20 protein-coding genes are annotated in these 16,542 nt (G+C 63.2%); 13 read left to right on the top strand and 7 right to left on the bottom strand.

Annotation, left to right across the window (positions count from 1 at the left end; translation table 11 throughout):
* Positions 1-140 precede the first annotated feature (140 nt).
* The 6 genes from QTH91_RS17675 to dnaB all read left to right on the top strand — a co-directional run bounded on the left by QTH91_RS17675 (position 141) and on the right by dnaB (position 3,836).
* The gene (locus QTH91_RS17675) at positions 141-620 is read left to right on the top strand and encodes a hypothetical protein (RefSeq protein WP_286661407.1); all 480 of its coding nucleotides are present in this window, start codon (positions 141-143) and stop codon (positions 618-620) included.
* Between the two features lie 153 nt (positions 621-773).
* On the top strand, positions 774-1,151 hold the full coding sequence (rpsF, locus tag QTH91_RS17670) for a 30S ribosomal protein S6 (RefSeq protein WP_286661406.1): 378 nt from the start codon (positions 774-776) through the stop codon (positions 1,149-1,151).
* A complete protein-coding gene (gene priB / locus QTH91_RS17665) occupies positions 1,151-1,459 on the top strand; it encodes a primosomal replication protein N (protein WP_286661405.1) in 309 nt (102 codons plus the stop codon). The genes rpsF and priB overlap by 1 nt, the downstream gene beginning before the upstream one ends.
* A 26-nt stretch (positions 1,460-1,485) precedes the next feature.
* Complete coding sequence (gene rpsR / locus QTH91_RS17660) at positions 1,486-1,767, top strand: 30S ribosomal protein S18 (protein WP_286661404.1); 282 nt, start codon at positions 1,486-1,488, stop codon at positions 1,765-1,767.
* A gap of 19 nt (positions 1,768-1,786) precedes the next feature.
* Complete coding sequence (gene rplI, locus QTH91_RS17655; RefSeq protein ID WP_286661403.1) at positions 1,787-2,239, top strand: 50S ribosomal protein L9; 453 nt, start codon at positions 1,787-1,789, stop codon at positions 2,237-2,239.
* Positions 2,240-2,432: 193 nt separating this feature from the next.
* Positions 2,433-3,836, top strand: a complete 1,404-nt coding sequence (dnaB, locus tag QTH91_RS17650; protein WP_286661402.1) for a replicative DNA helicase — start codon at positions 2,433-2,435, stop codon at positions 3,834-3,836.
* 18 nt (positions 3,837-3,854) lie between these two features.
* Here the strand turns inward: dnaB and QTH91_RS17645 are convergent, their stop codons facing one another.
* The 6 genes from QTH91_RS17645 to QTH91_RS17620 form a co-directional block, all read right to left on the bottom strand.
* Positions 3,855-4,580, bottom strand: a complete 726-nt coding sequence (locus QTH91_RS17645) for a helix-turn-helix transcriptional regulator (RefSeq protein ID WP_286661401.1) — start codon at positions 4,578-4,580, stop codon at positions 3,855-3,857.
* Between the two features lie 71 nt (positions 4,581-4,651).
* On the bottom strand, positions 4,652-5,026 hold the full coding sequence (locus tag QTH91_RS17640; RefSeq protein ID WP_286661400.1) for a VOC family protein: 375 nt from the start codon (positions 5,024-5,026) through the stop codon (positions 4,652-4,654).
* Positions 5,027-5,055: 29 nt separating this feature from the next.
* On the bottom strand, positions 5,056-5,520 hold the full coding sequence (locus tag QTH91_RS17635; protein ID WP_286661399.1) for a GyrI-like domain-containing protein: 465 nt from the start codon (positions 5,518-5,520) through the stop codon (positions 5,056-5,058).
* A gap of 170 nt (positions 5,521-5,690) precedes the next feature.
* Positions 5,691-7,502 carry a PhoH family protein gene (locus QTH91_RS17630; RefSeq protein WP_286661398.1) on the bottom strand — a complete coding sequence of 604 codons (1,812 nt, stop codon included), beginning with the start codon at positions 7,500-7,502 and terminating at the stop codon, positions 5,691-5,693.
* Between the two features lie 215 nt (positions 7,503-7,717).
* A complete protein-coding gene (locus tag QTH91_RS17625; protein WP_286661397.1) occupies positions 7,718-8,191 on the bottom strand; it encodes a peroxiredoxin in 474 nt (157 codons plus the stop codon).
* 211 nt (positions 8,192-8,402) lie between these two features.
* Positions 8,403-8,786 carry an Mth938-like domain-containing protein gene (locus tag QTH91_RS17620; protein ID WP_286661396.1) on the bottom strand — a complete coding sequence of 128 codons (384 nt, stop codon included), beginning with the start codon at positions 8,784-8,786 and terminating at the stop codon, positions 8,403-8,405.
* Positions 8,787-8,875: 89 nt separating this feature from the next.
* Here QTH91_RS17620 and QTH91_RS17615 point away from each other — a divergent pair, with 89 nt between their 5' ends.
* The 7 genes from QTH91_RS17615 to QTH91_RS17585 all read left to right on the top strand — a co-directional run bounded on the left by QTH91_RS17615 (position 8,876) and on the right by QTH91_RS17585 (position 15,521).
* The gene (locus tag QTH91_RS17615) at positions 8,876-10,102 is read left to right on the top strand and encodes a pyridoxal phosphate-dependent aminotransferase (protein WP_286661395.1); all 1,227 of its coding nucleotides are present in this window, start codon (positions 8,876-8,878) and stop codon (positions 10,100-10,102) included.
* Between the two features lie 57 nt (positions 10,103-10,159).
* Complete coding sequence (locus QTH91_RS17610) at positions 10,160-11,482, top strand: homoserine dehydrogenase (RefSeq protein WP_286661394.1); 1,323 nt, start codon at positions 10,160-10,162, stop codon at positions 11,480-11,482.
* Positions 11,482-12,897, top strand: coding sequence for a threonine synthase (thrC, locus tag QTH91_RS17605; RefSeq protein WP_286661614.1), 1,416 nt, complete (start codon positions 11,482-11,484; stop codon positions 12,895-12,897). Before QTH91_RS17610 ends, thrC begins: the two co-directional genes overlap by 1 nt.
* A gap of 14 nt (positions 12,898-12,911) precedes the next feature.
* Positions 12,912-13,457 (top strand): molybdopterin-guanine dinucleotide biosynthesis protein B, encoded by a 546-nt coding sequence (mobB, locus tag QTH91_RS17600; RefSeq protein ID WP_286661393.1) that lies wholly within the window; start codon positions 12,912-12,914, stop codon positions 13,455-13,457.
* The gene (locus tag QTH91_RS17595; protein WP_286661392.1) at positions 13,450-14,712 is read left to right on the top strand and encodes a molybdopterin molybdotransferase MoeA; all 1,263 of its coding nucleotides are present in this window, start codon (positions 13,450-13,452) and stop codon (positions 14,710-14,712) included. Before mobB ends, QTH91_RS17595 begins: the two co-directional genes overlap by 8 nt.
* Before the next feature lie 2 nt (positions 14,713-14,714).
* The gene (gene moaD / locus QTH91_RS17590; protein ID WP_286661391.1) at positions 14,715-14,966 is read left to right on the top strand and encodes a molybdopterin converting factor subunit 1; all 252 of its coding nucleotides are present in this window, start codon (positions 14,715-14,717) and stop codon (positions 14,964-14,966) included.
* 75 nt (positions 14,967-15,041) lie between these two features.
* The gene (locus QTH91_RS17585) at positions 15,042-15,521 is read left to right on the top strand and encodes a molybdenum cofactor biosynthesis protein MoaE (protein WP_286661390.1); all 480 of its coding nucleotides are present in this window, start codon (positions 15,042-15,044) and stop codon (positions 15,519-15,521) included.
* Between the two features lie 15 nt (positions 15,522-15,536).
* Here QTH91_RS17585 and QTH91_RS17580 read toward each other — a convergent pair whose 3' ends face one another.
* Positions 15,537-16,538, bottom strand: coding sequence for a Bug family tripartite tricarboxylate transporter substrate binding protein (locus QTH91_RS17580; RefSeq protein ID WP_286661389.1), 1,002 nt, complete (start codon positions 16,536-16,538; stop codon positions 15,537-15,539).
* Positions 16,539-16,542: the final 4 nt, after the last annotated feature.

Genomic DNA, 16,542 nt, shown 5'->3' with positions numbered 1-16,542 from the left:
CCCGCCGTCAGCCGGATATTGTTGAAACAAAAAGCGTCTTCGGTGTCAGACTTTGGCACAGGGGACGGTGTCGGCGCGGCTTCAATACCAAAAGATCACCAAGACGCGGGGCCGACAGATCGTGAACAGGGGAAGCGCACATGATCTTGGTGAAGACTGACGCTGGGCAATTGGCCCTCAAGGATCGCTCGCTGGGGCTGACGCCGCGTCAACGCTCGGCGTTCATCCTCTTCGATGGCAAACGGTCGGTGGCCGACGTGGTCGGCGCGGGACTCGGTGTGAGTGAGCAGGATGTGGATCAACTGGTGCTCGCCGGCCTCCTGGCATCCGCTGACGGTATGCCCGCACGCGCTGCAGCGGCCGAAGCGCCGAGCAAGCCGCAGGCCGCGGTTGGTTCGGACGCAGCCACGGAGGAACGCCGCACGCCTCAGCAGCGGTATCAAGACGCTTATCCGATTGCCACTCGGCTGACAGCCGGACTGGGATTGCGCGGATTCAAGCTCAATTTACAGGTGGAAGGCGCGACGCGCTATGAAGACTTGGTCGCGTTGGCGCCGAAGATCAGGGCAGCAGTCGGGCCGGACGCGTCGGCGGAACTCGATCGCGCTTTGGACGTCTAGACCCAAGCGGTTCAATCCTTTTGGAAAGCGGGCTATAATGCTCGGCTTTGCCTTGCCACACTACGCTGACGCTGTAGGTGGCTGATCACAGTTGCCGGCAAAAGCCGCAGACAAGCTGCGAGCCTTGAGCCGGCCCCACCCAAAAGGAGTGCCATGCGTCACTACGAGATCATTTTGCTGATCCATCCGGATCAGAGCGAGCAGGTTCCGGCAATGCTGGAGCGTTACAAGGGCATGATCACCGCCGGCGGCGGTCAGATCCATCGCCAGGAAGACTGGGGCCGTCGTCAACTGGCCTACCAGATCAACAAGCTGAACAAGGCGCACTACCTGTGCATCAACATCGAAGCCGATCAGGCTGTGATGGCTGAGCTGGAGCATGCCTTCAAGTTCAACGACGCTGTCCTGCGCCACTTGACGGTCCAGAAGAAGAAGGCCGACACCGCGCCTTCCTCGATGATGAAGACCGTCGAGCGTGAAGAGGCCCGCAAGGCCCAGCAAGCGGAATACGCCGCCAACAACAACGGTTGATGGAAGTCGCCGGCGTGACGGCCAATCAGCTCATGCTGACTGCCGTGATCGCCGAACGCGGATCCTTGCGCTACACGCCTGCTGGTCTGCCGGCACTCGATCTTCGGCTCGAACATGAGTCGACCCTTGAAGATGCGGGGCAACGAAGGCAGGTCAAGGCGGTGCTGAAGGCAGTGGCCTTCGGCGCGCAGGCCGAGCGGCTGGCGGTACAAGCATTGGGAAGTCTCTGGCGATTTCAGGGCTTTCTGGCTACCCCGGGCTCGGCGAAGCATCCCGTTTTGCACATCCAGAATTTTCAGCAAGATTAAGTTTTCTAGAAGAAAGAGGTCCGCAAATGGCCACGTTCAAGAAATTCAACAAGGACAAGCGTCCGCGCCGCAACACCCAATCGTTGCTGTTCAAGCGCAAGCGCTTCTGCCGCTTCACCGTCGCTGGCGTCGAAGAAATCGACTACAAGGACATCGACACGCTGCGTGATTTCATCAGCGAGAACGGCAAGATCATTCCCGCGCGCCTGACCGGCACGCGCGCCATCTACCAGCGCCAACTCAACACCGCGATCAAGCGTGCCCGCTTCCTCGCCCTGGTGCCGTACAGCGATCAGCATCGCGTCTGATCAAGGCAAGGAGCAATTCATGCAAATCATTCTTCTGGATAAGATCCTGAACCTCGGCACGCTGGGTGATGTGGTGAAGGTCAAGGACGGCTACGCCCGCAACTTCCTGATCCCTTCTGGCCGCGCCCGTCGCGCAACCGAAGCCAACAAGGCTGAATTCGCCGCCAAGCGCGCTGAACTCGAGAAGGCCGCCGCTGCCAAGCTGGCGGAAGCTCAGGCTCAGGGCGAGAAGCTCTCTGGCACCAGCATCAAGCTGACCCAGAAGGCTGGCGTTGACGGCCGTCTGTTCGGCTCGGTCACCAACCACGACGTGGCCGAAGAGCTGAACAAGCTCGGCTACAAGGTTGCCAAGTCGCAAGTGCGCATGCCCAACGGTCCGATCAAGGTTGTTGGCGACAGCACCGTGTCGGTGGCACTGCACACGGACGTGGTTGTCGAAATCGGCGTCACCGTCTACGGCGAGAGCGCCTGATCGCGCGTCCGGCACCGCTTTAGGCGAGATCGCCGGAAATCAAAAGGCCGCCTTCGGGCGGCCTTTGCTTTTTGCGTATCGCGTTTGCGGTTGTCCCGCGACAGTCACCGGAAGATCACCGGATATCCACAGCTTTGTCCCGTGACCTGAGCCCCCGAGCGGCTTAGGATGTGCGGTTGCCATCGACAACACAATGTCAGCAGTTTTTTCCAAAGCGGACAACGATCCCACTTCCGACCGACAGGTTGCCCAACTGCGGGTGCCGCCGCATTCCGTGGAGGCCGAATCCAGTGTGCTGGGCGGCTTGCTGCTGGACAACGGCGCCTGGGATCGGGTGGGCGATCTACTGGTAGACAACGACTTCTACCGACACGAGCATCGGCTGATCTATGCAGCCATGGGCGTGCTGATCAACGCTAACAAGCCGGCCGACGTCATCACCGTCTACGAGCATCTCCAGAACCTCGGACAGGCCGACGAGGTAGGGGGGCTGACGTATCTGAACTCGCTGGCGCAGTACGTACCCAGCGCCGGCAACATCCGCCGCTACGCCGAGATCGTCCGCGAGCGCTCCATCCTGCGCAAGCTGGTGGCCGCCAGCGATGAGATCGCGACGAATGCCTTCAATCCGCAAGGCAAGGCCGTTGACAAGATCCTCGACGAAGCCGAGCAGAAGATCTTCAACATCGGCGAAGAAGGTACGCGGATGAAGCAGGGTTTCCAGAGCATGGATTCCCTGGTCGTCGAACTGCTTGATCGGGTGACCGAGATGGCCGACAACCCGAACGACATCACGGGTGTGCGCACTGGCTTCTACGAATTCGACAGGATGACATCGGGCTTGCAGCCGGGCGACATGATCGTGCTCGCTGCGCGTCCTTCGATGGGCAAGACCTCGCTGGCCATCAACATCGCCGAGCATGTGGCGCTCGAAGAGGGTCTCCCGGTGGCGGTGTTCTCGATGGAAATGGGTGCTTCGCAGTTGGCGGTGCGTATCGTTGGCTCGATCGGACGCATCGATCAAGGGCACCTGCGCACTGGCAAGCTCACGGACGAAGAGTGGCCGAGACTGACCGAGGCCATCGAGAAGCTTCGGACGGTTTCACTTCACATTGATGAGACGCCGGGCCTGACGACGAGCGAACTTCGTGCCAATGCCCGAAGGCTTGCGCGCCAATACGGACGCCTCGGCTTGATCGTCGTGGACTACCTGCAACTGATGAGCACGTCGTCGAGCATGAGCGACGAGAATCGCGCGACGGCGGTTGGTGAAATCTCGCGGGGCCTGAAGATGCTGGCCAAGGAACTGAAGTGCCCAGTCATTGCCTTGTCGCAGTTGTCGCGCGGGGTTGAAAGTCGCACCGACAAGCGTCCGATGATGAGTGACCTCCGTGAGTCCGGCGCCATCGAACAAGATGCCGACCTCATCATGTTCATCTACCGCGACGACTACTACAACAAGGAAAGCAAGGAGCCGGGTGTTGCGGAAGTGATCATCAGCAAGCACCGCAATGGCCCGACAGGAACGGTAAAGCTCGCCTTCCTCAAGCCGCTCACGAAGTTCGAGAATCTGGCCACGGGCGAGTACGAATACTGAGCCGGCAGGAAGCGCGCTTTAGCCGCCGTGAGGTGATGGCGCTTCAGTTTCTTTGGCGTCTTGAGCCTCTTGCCTGAGTCGACGCAGCCGATCGGCCAGCGTCCGACCCGGCTCGTCCCGAAATCGGTCCTGCAGCACATCCACGGTGTCGATCCGGTCGATGCGAAAGTCGCGGAAGTCATCGCGCAACTCGCACCAGGCCGAGAACGTCCACACCTTGCCCCAGTAGAAGCAGCCAAGGGGGCGCACGATGCGCTGGCTGGCCGCGCCATTGACGTCCCGATAGTCCATGCGCAGCTTGTTGCGTGATTGCACGGCCTCACGCAAGAGCTGGAGGCGTTCGCGCATGCGTTCGTCCATCACGTATGCCGGCGCATAGACGGCCAGACTTTCCGCGGCGGTGCGCGCCGCCGGAGGAAGCACCGACAGGATCTTTCCCAGCGCGCTTTCGATGTCGCGGGCCATGGCACCGTCGACCCAGCTCTGTGCCAGCCGTGCGGCGGCCACCAGCGCGGTTGCCTCATCCTGCGTGAACATCAATGGCGGCAGTTCGAATCCAGCGCCCAGTCGGTAGCCCACGCCCGCCTCGCCTTCCAGGGGCACCCCTTGCCGCTGCAGATCGGCGATGTCGCGGTAGACGGTGCGCTCGGACACTTCCAGCCGTTCGGCGAGAAAAGCGGCGGTGGTCAGCCGTCGGCCCCGCACCAGTTGGACGATCTGAAACAAACGATCGGCACGTCGCATGGGCGGCTATTGTCCCCGTGTTGGAGGTACAGTCGTCCACGGGGAGCACGATGGCAGTGCCGACCGGTGCTTCATTGCAGCGCGTGAAGGCCGACTTCATTCCCTTCGGTGTCGGCGATCACCGCATAGCAACCCAGGTCGCCGGGCAGGTCGGTGCGCGGCTGCAGCACCTTTGCGCCCGCGGTCATCGCCCGATCGAGCGCCGCGCCCAGGCTCGGCGAGCAATCGAGATATACGCGCACGCCGCTCGTCAGGTTCGCAGCGGGGCGAGGGCCTGTCTGCAGGCAGCCGCCAGTCGCGTTGTCGCCGTGCGGGAAGACGGCATGTACCAGCCCGTCGCCGAATTCCGCGCGTTGCAGCTTTCGGTCAAGGACCTTCTCGTAGAAATCCTGCGCACGGTCGAGATTGATGACAGGAATTTCGAACCAGTTGATGGCGGCTTGCATGGCATATCTCCTTCTTGGGTGGACAAAATTCAATTGGCGAACGCGTTGCGCTGCACACCGATGTGCAGCGCAACTTCTGCGGGACCGGTATAGGCCTCGAAGTCGCTGCGATAGCGGCGACGCAGATTCGGGTGAAGCTCAAAGAAGGCATCGACCTGTTCCCACAGTGCATGGACCAGAGCGGGCATGGGTCCGCGCCCCTGGAACACCAAGTACTCGCCGCCCTCTATGCGCACGAGCGGCGATCCTCCGGTGACCGCAACCCCGGCGGTGATGTCAAAACTGGTCGTCTGGTCGAGTCGATAACCGGTGTAGACGCCGAACAGGCGAAAGTCATCCGTTCGCTCGGGGCGCTCGTAGGCGTCTTCATCGAAGAAGCGCGCCCAGAGCGGGCCGATGCGGCTCGAAGCGGGGTCCAATTCGGCCGCAATGCAGGTTCGCTCGGTCAAGCCGGCGACGAAAAAACTCTCCACGTGTTCGATCTGGGGTGACATCTCATGCTCCTCTGATTCAGGGGCACGATGTTGCGACGAGCCTGCTGACAGCGTGTTGTCAGCAGTGGCGAGCCGGTTGCCTGACAGCCTTCAGGGCCGAAATAGGCAAGGCCCACGACGCCGCGAGGCGACCGTGGGCCTTTGTCTTTCGCGGAGCTTGGCGGCGTCGCTTACAAGACGTCGCTCGCGAAATCAGCCAGGCGTGAGCGCTCGCCGCGCGCCAAGGTGATATGCCCGCCATGCGGCCAGCCCTTGAAACGGTCGACCGCGTAGGTCAGGCCAGACGAACCTTCCGTGAGGTAGGGTGTGTCGATCTGCGCGATGTTGCCCATGCAGATGATCTTGGTACCGGGACCCGCGCGCGTGATCAACGTCTTCATCTGCTTGGGGGTGAGATTCTGCGCCTCATCGATGATCACGTACTTGTTCATGAACGTGCGTCCGCGCATGAAGTTCATGCTCTTGATCTTGATCTTCGATCGGATCAGTTCGTTCGTAGCTGCGCGGCCCCACTCGCCGGCGCCACCGCCATCCCCCTTGGCCAGGAACTCGAGGTTGTCGTCCAGTGCGCCCATCCACGGGCCCATCTTTTCTTCCTCGGTGCCGGGCAGGAACCCGATGTCCTCGCCCACGCTCACAGTGGCGCGGGTCATGATGATCTCGGTATAGCGCCGGTCATCCAGCACCTGCGTCAGGCCGGATGCCAAGGCCATCAACGTCTTACCGGTTCCCGCCGTGCCCGTCAGGGTGACGAAGTCGACTTCAGGGTCCATGAGCAAGTTCATCGCGAAGTTCTGCTCCCGGTTGCGCGTGGTGACCCCCCAGACCGCATTCTTGGCCGACGAGTAGTCCTTCAGCGTCTTGAGAACGGCGGTGCTCTCGCGAATTTCAGTCACGCGGGCGTACATGCTCGGCTCGCCCGGTGCCTCGAAATAAACGAACTGGTTGATGTAGAGCCCCGGAACGAGCGGGCCGCTGATGCGATAGAAGGTGTTGCTCCCACTCTGCCAACTCTCGACCGTCTTGCTTTGTCGGGTCCAGAAGTCGGGGGGGAGGGCCAGCGAGCCGGCGTAGAGCAGGTCCCCGTCTTCGAGCGTCTTGTCGTTTTGATAGTCATCGGCGTCCAGGCCCAGCGCCCGTGCCTTGACCCGCATGTTGATGTCCTTCGACACCAGAACCACCTGGCGCTTGGGATGTCCGGGTGCCTCGACGGCATGGCGATCGCGCAAAGCCTGCACCACGCCAAGGATCTGGTTGTCGGCCTTGCCTTGAGGCAGGCTAGTGGGCAGCGAGTAATCGAGCGGAGAAGTCTGGAAGAACAGTCGACCGCCCGCTTCCTTGTGCCCCGTGCTGTCGAGCTTCAACCCCTTGCCAATGTCCGCGCCTTGTGCGGCAGCCAGCGCGTCAAGCATGCGGCTGCTCTGGCGGCCATTGCGAGCGACTTCGGTGGTGCCTTTCTTGTGTGCGTCGAGCTCCTCCAGCACGATCATCGGCAGGAAGATGTCGTGCTCCTCGAATCGGAAGAGGCACATCGGATCGTGCAGAAGCACATTGGTGTCGAGCACGAAAAGCTTCACGGGTCCGCCGGAGCGGGTCCGCTTTTGGCGCTGCGACGACTGCGGTTCAACGATCGGATCGGCATCGCCGGTCGTCGTGGAGCGCTTGCGTGCGGACTTGGCAGGCTGCCGAAGCGAAGGCTCGGAAGCTGGGACATCGACACGAGCCGTTGCCGGAAGTCGAACCTCTTCCTGCTGCACCGGCACAGGCGCTTGCAGGATCTTGGCGCGGGCCTTCTGGCCAGCCCCAACTTCAGAGGCGTGGCGGTCGAGTAGTTCCAATGTTCCGTCTTTGCCCGCAGTTCGGCGATCTGAGCTTCGATCACCGGTGCGCGGGCTGCCTCTATGGGCGCCGCGAGCAGGTGCGTCGATGGCGTCCGGAGAAAGAAAGGACGCGCGCTTCATGGGGGCGGGAGGCAAGGGCATGTGGTCTTGAGCTCGCTGGAAATAACCCGGGGGCAGTTGCAGAAAACAAAAAAGCCGCCGGAAGACCCTGGCGGCTTTTCGAGGTGGATGCGGACGCGGGCGTCAACTGCATGAGGCCACTATACACCCCAGGCGAGACTGCAAAACGTCGGCGTTGCACACTGCCAACGTCGGACAACGACGCACCTGCAGGTGCGTCGATTTCCGACGAACGCTCAGGCCTTCTTGAGCGTCTTGACGGCCTTGAGCACGTCGTCGACGTGGCCAGGCACCTTGAGGCCGCGCCACTCTGCCTTCAGGATGCCGTCGGCACCGATCAGGAAGGTGCTGCGCTCGATGCCCTTCACCTTCTTGCCGTACATGATCTTGTTCTTGACCACGCCGAACATGTGGCACATCTTCTCTTCGGTATCGGCGATGAGTTCGAACGGCAATTCAAGCTTGGTCTTGAATTCCTCGTGCGACTTCATGTTGTCACGCGAAACGCCGAAGACGGTAGCGCCCGCCTTTTCAAAGTCCTTGAAGCGATCGCGAAATTGCATGGCTTCGGTGGTACAACCCGGCGTATTGTCCTTCGGGTAAAAGTACATCACCAGAACTTGGCCCAGGTGCGAGGTATTGGTGACCTTGATTCCGCCCGTTGCAGTGGCTTCGAACTCTGGAATTGGTTTATTGACAACGATCGCCATGAATCTGTGTATCTCCGCTTAGATTCCCCGCAAGGAAGGTTGGTCGTTGCTCGCCGTTGAAGCCTGGGCACGAACGAAAAAACCGCGAACCCAGAAAAAGGCGATCTGCGCGGCCGGTAATTCACTCACTCGATGGACTCAAAGAGTCTTATGAGAAAGTGGGGCCGGTCAAGCAGTTTGCAACCTGCGATTGTACCGCGAAACCGCTTGCTCAGCCTTGATTGGCATCCTCAATCAAGAGGGCGACGACGACGTGTCGCCCCTCGGACGCGAGGATGTTGTAGGTGCGACAAGCCGCAGGCGTGTCCATGGTTTCGACACCAGTGCGTCGCTCGATCAGCGCGCGCAACCAAGCCGGCCGAGGAAATCGGATGCGACTGCCGCTTCCGAAGATGATCAACTCGGCGTCAAGACCCGCCAATTGCTCGAAATGCCGTGCCTCAAGGTCTTCGAAGCGGCTGCATTGCCAGTCCATGCGCTCCCCATGCGAGCCGACGACCACGCTGCGGGTCACCTTCTCGTTGTTGATGGCGACCCAGCCGGGGCCGTGTGCTGTGAGGGTCGGGGCGTCGGATTTGTCTGGTTGGAGCTTCATTCGGAGGATCCGATCTGTGGTCAAATTATAGGTTTTCCCCAGTGAGAAGACGGCTCGCCCGGGCCAGTGCCGCAAAACGCGGAGGGACTTTGAAAACCATCCAGAAATCGGCCAAGCTGGCCAATGTGCTCTACGACATCCGCGGCCCCATCATGGAAGCCGCCAAACAGATGGAGGAGGACGGGCACAAGATCATCAAGCTCAACATCGGCAACCTCGCGGTGTTCGGTTTCGATGCGCCGGAAGAAGTCCAGCAGGACATGATCCGCAACCTGCCCAACTCGGCCGGCTACTCCGACAGCAAGGGCATCTTCGCGGCGCGCAAGGCGGTGATGCACTACACGCAGCAGCAAGGCATCTCGGGCGTCACGCTGGAAGACATCTATCTCGGAAACGGCGCCAGCGAGCTGATCGCCATGGCCACCAACGCGTTGCTCGACGACGGCGACGAACTCCTGCTCCCGGCACCCGACTATCCGCTGTGGACGGCCGTCACGAGCCTGTCCGGAGGTCGCCCGGTGCACTACCTCTGCGACGAATCCAAGGGGTGGCTGCCGGACCTCGACGACATCCGCGCCAAGATCACGCCGCGTACCAAGGGCATCGTGGTCATCAACCCGAACAACCCGACCGGGGTGATCTACCCGGAAAGCCTCTTGCGCGGCATCGTGCAGATCGCGCGCGAACACGGCCTCGTGATCCTGGCCGACGAGGTGTACGACAAGGTGCTGTACGACGACATGCAGCACATCGCGTTGGGAAGCCTGTCGACCGATGTCCTGACGCTCACCTTCAATTCGCTGTCCAAGAGCTATCGCTCCTGCGGCTACCGGGCGGGTTGGCTCGTGGTGTCGGGCGACAAGTCTTCTGCAGCGGACTACATCGAGGGCCTGAACATGCTCTCGAACATGAAGCTGTGCGCCAACGTGCCGGGCCAGTGGGCGATCCAGACTGCCCTGGGTGGCTACCAGAGCATCAACGACCTGACGCGAGAAGGCGGTCGCCTTCGCCGTCAGCGCGACCTGGCCTACGAACTGATCACCGCGATTCCGGGCGTGACCTGCGTCAGGCCGACCGCGGCGCTGTACATGTTCCCCAGGCTCGACCCGAAGGTCTATCCGATCGAGGACGACCGGCTGTTCTTCCTGGAGTTGCTCAAGGAGACGAAGGTGATGTTGGTGCAGGGCACCGGCTTCAACTGGGCCACGCCCGATCACTTCCGCATCGTGTTCCTGCCGCATGAGGAAGACCTTCGCGAGGCCATCGGTCGCATCGCGCGCTTTCTGGAACGGCAGCGCAAGCGATTCGGCACCTGAGCCCGGCCATCAGAATTTTTCGGGCGCCTGTGGCACCCGGCAACCAGTGAGAGAAACATGAAACCCATTCAGGTCGGCCTGCTAGGCATCGGCACCGTCGGCAGCGGCACCTTCAAGGTGCTGGCGCGCAACCAGGAAGAGATCAAGCGCCGCGCGGGCCGCGGCATCGAGATCACCATGGTTGCCGATCTCGACACCGTGCGTGCCAAGTCGATCGTGGGCGACGCCGTGCAGGTCGTGAACGATGCGCGCGCTGTCATTGCCAATCCGGAAATCGACATCGTCATCGAGTTGATCGGCGGCTATGGCATCGCCAAGCAACTGGTGCTGGAGGCCATCGAAGCCGGAAAGCATGTGGTCACGGCCAACAAGGCCCTGCTGGCGGTGCACGGCACCGAGATCTTCGCGGCTGCCCATGCCAAGGGCGTGATGGTCGCATTCGAGGCTGCCGTTGCGGGCGGCATTCCGATCATCAAGGCGTTGCGCGAAGGCCTGACGGCCAACAGCATCCAGTGGATCGCCGGCATCATCAACGGCACGACGAACTTCATCCTGTCGGAGATGCGGGACAAGGGCCTGGACTTCGACACCGTCCTCAAGGAGGCGCAGCGACTGGGCTACGCCGAGGCGGACCCCACCTTCGACATCGAGGGCGTGGACGCCGCCCACAAGGTCACGCTGATGAGCGCGATCGCGTTCGGCACGCCGGTGCAGTTCGATCGTGCCCACGTCGAAGGCATCACCAAGCTTGCCTCTCAGGACATCAAGTACGCCGAACAACTGGGCTATCGCATCAAGTTGCTCGGCATCACGCGACGCAGCGCCACGGGCATCGAGCTGCGCGTGCATCCCGCACTGGTGCCGTCCAAGCGCCTGTTGGCCAACGTCGAAGGCGCGATGAACGCGGTGGTGGTGCAGGGCGACGCCGTGGGCACCACGCTCTACTACGGAAAGGGCGCAGGCAGCGAGCCCACCGCGAGCGCGGTGATCGCCGACCTGGTGGACATCACCCGCCTGCATACGGCCGACGCGGAACACCGAGTGCCGCACCTCGCCTTCCACCCCGATTCGATGAGCGATCTGCAAGTCGTGCCGATGCGCGAGGTCGTGACCAGCTACTACCTGCGCCTGCGCGTCGCGGACGAGGCCGGCGTGCTGGCCAAGGTGACCGGCCTGCTGGCAGGCGCCGGGATCAGCATCGACGCCGTGCTGCAGCGCGAGGCTGATGAAGTCGGTGGCGAAGGCTCGACGCAGACCGATCTCATCATCCTGACCCACGATACGCGCGAAGGCACGTTGGACGACGCGCTGGCGCAACTGCAGGGCCTGCCAACGGTGCTGGCGCCCATCGTTCGCATCCGCAAGGAAGAGTTGTCGTGATGCGCTACCTGTCGACCCGCGGTCACCCGGAGCGCCGGCGCTTCTGCGAGATCCTGCTCGAGGGGCTCGCGCCCGATGGCGGCCTCTACATGCCCGAGAGCTATCCGCAGGTGGATGCTGCCACGCTCGAACGCTGGCGCGCATTGCCCTACGCTGAACTTGCCTTCGAGATCCTGTCGCTTTACATCGACGACATCCCGGCCGACGACCTGCGGGCGCTGTGTGCAAAGACGTACACCCCCGAGGTGTTCGGATCCGAGGAGATCGTCCCGCTGCGCGAACTGGAAGACGGCGTGTACCTCGAAGCCTTGTCCAATGGCCCGACGCTGGCCTTCAAGGACATGGCCATGCAGTTGCTGGGCAATCTCTTCGAATACGAACTGGGGCGGCGCGGCGAAGAGTTGAACATCCTGGGCGCGACCAGCGGCGACACGGGCAGCGCGGCCGAGTACGCGATGCGCGGCAAAAAGGGCGTGCGCGTCTTCATGACTTCGCCGGATGGCCGCATGAGCCCATTCCAGCAGGCCCAGATGTTCAGCCTTCAGGACGCCAACATCCACAACATCGCCGTTGCTGGCGTGTTCGACGACTGCCAGGACATCGTCAAGGCCGTCAGCAACGACCTGGCCTTCAAGCGCAAGTACAAGATCGGCACGGTCAACTCGATCAACTGGGCGCGATTGCTGGCGCAGGTGGTGTACTACTTCGCCGGCTACTTCCAGGCGACCGCAGGCAGTAACCGGCAGGTGAGCTTTGCTGTGCCTTCGGGCAACTTTGGCAACGTCTGCGCCGGCCACGTGGCGCGCCAGATGGGCCTGCCCATCCACACGCTGGTGGTGGCCACCAACGAGAACGACGTGCTCGACGAGTTCTTCCGCACCGGCGTCTACCGCGTGCGCGGCGCGGCCGACACGCACGAGACTTCGAGCCCTTCGATGGACATCAGCAAGGCCAGCAATTTCGAGCGCTTCGTGTTCGACCTGCTGGGCCGCGATACCGACCGGGTCCGCACGCTGTTCCAGGACGAACTGGGGCGCGCGGGGCGTTTCGACCTCGGGACCGATCCGGCCTTCGCGCAAGCCGCGACGCGATTTGGCTTTCGCAGCAGCCGCAGCACGCACGAGGACCGCATCGCCACCATCCGCGACACCGACAAGCGCTTTGCCACGCTGATCGACACGCACACCGCAGACGGCCTCAAGGCTGCGCGCGAGCACCTGACCCCCGGTGTTCCGATGGTGGTGCTCGAGACGGCCTTGCCGATCAAGTTTGCGGCCAGCATCGTCGAGGCGCTCGGCCATGAGCCCGATCGGCCGGAGCGATTCGTCGGCATCGAGGATCTGCCCAAGCGGGTCACCCGGCTCCCGTCCGACGTCGAGGCAGTCAAGCGCTACATTTCCGAACACTGCGACTGAACAGGCAAGTTCCGATGAACGTGATCGCCTTTGCGGGCTACTCCGGTGCGGGCAAGACCACGCTGGTGGAGCGGCTCATTCCCGCGCTCAAGCTGCAAGGGCAGCGCGTGTCGGTGGTCAAGCATGCGCATCACCGCTTCGATGTCGACCATCCGGGCAAGGACACCTGGCGCCATCGTCAGGCAGGAGCCTTCGAAGTGGTCGCCGCGTCAGACCAGCGCCTTGTGTTGATGCGCGAGTTCGAGCAGCCCGCGCAACTGAGCGTTCATCACCTCATCGCCGAGCTGTACGAGGGCGTCGACTGGGTCTTGGTGGAAGGCTTTCGGGACTGCGACTTGCACAAGATCGAAGTGTGGCGCCCATCGCCCCCGGGTGAAGAGCAGCGTGCCGTGCTTTATCCAGAAGATGACTTCGTCTGTGCGATCGCCACAGACGCCCCTGAGCACTTGCCTCACGCCACCGGCCTGCCGCTGCTCGATCTGAACCACGTGGACGGCATCGTCGACTGGTTGCTTCGCAATGGGCACCGGTTCGAATACAACGCCGATCTCTATGTCTGACCGGCCTTCAGGCACTCGCGCCCGTCCGCCGCTGATGTCGCTGGATGAGGCGCTCGCGCGTCTGCTGGAAAGCGCCGGCGCGGGCTTGGGCAGCGAGAGGGTCTCGACCTTCGAGGCCGATGGACGTGTGCTGGCGCAGGACGTGGTCTCGCCCCTGACCGTGCCGCCTGCCGACAACAGCGCGATGGACGGCTATGCGGTCCGCGTCGCCGATTGCGTCAAGCCAGGTACCGTCCTGCCGGTGTCGCAACGCGTTCCGGCTGGCACGGTGGGATCGGCGTTGGTGGCAGGCACGGCGGCACGCATCTTCACCGGCGCGCAGGTGCCCGAGGGCGCCGACGCGATCGTGATGCAGGAAGACACGACGGCGCTCGATGCCGACGGCGAGGCATTCGGCCGCGTGCGCATCGAACTGCCGCCAGCGCCTGGCCGCTGGATCCGCCGCGCCGGCGAAGACGTCGCGCTGGGCGATGTCGTGCTCAAGCGCGGCGAACGACTGACCCCGCAGGCGCTGGGGCTGGCCGCCAGCGTTGGCATGGATGCGCTGGAGGTTTCCAGGCGCCCGCGCGTGGCACTGCTGTCCACCGGTGACGAATTGGCGATGCCGGGCGAAGTCGCACCGCAGGACATGAAGCCTGGGGCCATCTACAACTCCAACCGCTTCTTCATGCGTGCGCTCTTGCGTCGTCTGGGCTGCGAGGTGAACGACCTCGGCATCGTGGCAGATACACGCGAAGCGACCATCGAGGCCCTGCGCCGTGCTGCCGAGTCGAATGACGTCATCGTCACCACGGGCGGCGTGTCGGTAGGGGAAGAAGACCACATCCGCGCCGCCGTTCAGGCGCTCGGTTCGCTCGACTTGTGGTCGGTGGCCATGAAGCCGGGCAAGCCGTTTGCGCATGGCCGGATTGGCAATGCCCATATCACCGGCCTGCCGGGCAATCCGGTGTCCAGCTTCATGACCTTCCTGTTGCTGGTGCGGCCATTCCTGCTCAAGCTGCAGGGCGCCAGCAACCTGGCGCTGCCAACGATCGCAATGCGCGCCAATTTCGATTGGCCTCGTCCCGATCGCCGCCGCGAATTTCTGCGTGCGCGCCGAAACGATCAAGGCGGACTCGATCTCTTTCCCAACCAGAGTTCGGGCGTCCTCACTTCGACGGTGTGGGCGGACGGTGTCATCGACACGCCGGCAGGCCATGCCTTCGGCGTGGGTGACGACGTGCAGTTCATCCCTTTCGCCGCCTTGCTGGCATGACCATGCAGATTCACTTGCGCTACTTCGCCTCGGTGCGCGAGGCACTGGCCACCGGCGCCGAGACGCTGAGCACGTCCGCCACCACCCTGGCGCAGCTGCGCGACGAATTGATCGCACGTGGTGGCGTCTACGCCCAGGTGCTTGCGAGAGGACGCGCGGTGCGCATGGCCCTCGATCAGGAAATGAGCGGCGAAGACGCTGTCCTGCGAGACGGCTGCGAAGTGGCGTTCTTCCCGCCCGTCACGGGCGGCTGAGCGCGGCTTACCAGGGGCTTGCGGCGGCGCACTGTCGCGGCGGTCTCTTGCCATGCGAAGTGCAACAATCCGCTCATGAGCCAGCAGCGCGTTTTCATCCAGACCCAGGATTTCGACCTCAAGGCCGAAGTGGCCGCTTTGCGCGGCAATGACGGCCGCGTTGGCGCCGTGTGCAGCTTCATCGGCACGGTGCGCGACCGCAACGACGGCAGCGAGGTGGCCTCGATGGAACTGGAGCACTACCCCGGCATGACCGAGAAGGCCATCGAAGCCATGATCGACGAGGCGCACCGGCGCTTCGACATCCTGGGTGCGCGTGTCATCCACCGCGTTGGGCTTTTGGCGCCGGCCGATCAGATCATGATGGTGGCGGTCACTTCCGCCCACCGTGGCCAGAGTTTCCAGGCCTGCGAATTCCTGATGGACTACCTCAAGACCCAGGCGCCGTTCTGGAAGAAGGAGCAGACGCCAGAAGGCGGCCGATGGGTGGACGCACGCTCCAGCGACGACGCTGCGCTGGCGCGTTGGGGGATCGAGGCGGGCAGCAACAGCTGAAGCGCCCGCCGCGCTTCATTGCGGCACGAAGCCGGTGGCGCGGATGATGTTGGTCCAGGTCGCCGTGTAGGTCCGCACCCGCCCGGCAAATTGGCCCTGAGGCTCGTAAGCCACGTTCAGGCCCAGCGCCGTGAGTTTGCTTTTCACTTCGGGCATCGCCAGCACCTTCTGCAGCGCAGCGCCGAAGCGGTCGACCACCGGCTGGGGCGTGCCGACCGGCGCGAAGATCCCGTAGTACGGGTAGTCGTCCAGATTGGCGAAGCCGAGTTCGCTGAAGGTCGGAACCGCTGGCAGCAGCGGCTGGCGCTTGGCGCCGATCACCGCCACGATGCGCACCTTGCCGGCCTTCTGCAATTCGATGAAATCGGGCACCGAAGCGATGCCTGCGGTGATCTGGTTGCCCAGCATGTCGGCCGTCATGGGCGCGCTGCCGCGGTAGGGCGCGGCCTGCAGGTCGAGCTTGTACTTCTGTGCCATCAGCTTGACCAGGAACTCGGGAATCGATCCAGGAGCGGGCACGCCGATGGTCTCCTTGCCGCCTCGCTGGTTGCGCACCCAGTTCACGTACTCGTCGATCGACTTGGCCGGGGTGCCGCCCGAAACGGCCAGCACATTCGAGAAGGTCGCGAAGCCCGCCACGGGCGTGAAGTCGACGGCTGGGTCGAAGCCAGGGGTCTTGACCACCTGCGGCAGGATCGAGATCGAGTGGTCGTGCGTCAGGAACAGCGTCCGGCCGTCCGGCGCGGCGGCCTTGAGGGCCTGCGCGGCGATCTGCCCGCCGGCGCCGGCGCGGTTCTCGACCACCACGGGCGCCTTCAGTTCGTCCTTCAGATGCTCGGCCAGCAGGCGCGCGATGGCATCGCTGCCGGCGCCGGCGGGAAACCCCACCAGCAGGCGGATGGCGCTGCCGGACTGAGCCTGGGCCAGGCCGGCGGCGCCGAGCAGGGCGGCGCCGGCAGCGCCGGCGGTGAATCGGCGGCGAGAAAGGGTTGCGGACTTCGGGATTTCAGGGCACATGTAG

This window comes from Variovorax dokdonensis (genome assembly GCF_030316895.1).
Lineage (GTDB): Bacteria > Pseudomonadota > Gammaproteobacteria > Burkholderiales > Burkholderiaceae_C > Variovorax > Variovorax dokdonensis.
This window is presented reverse-complemented; position numbering and strand designations above follow the sequence as displayed.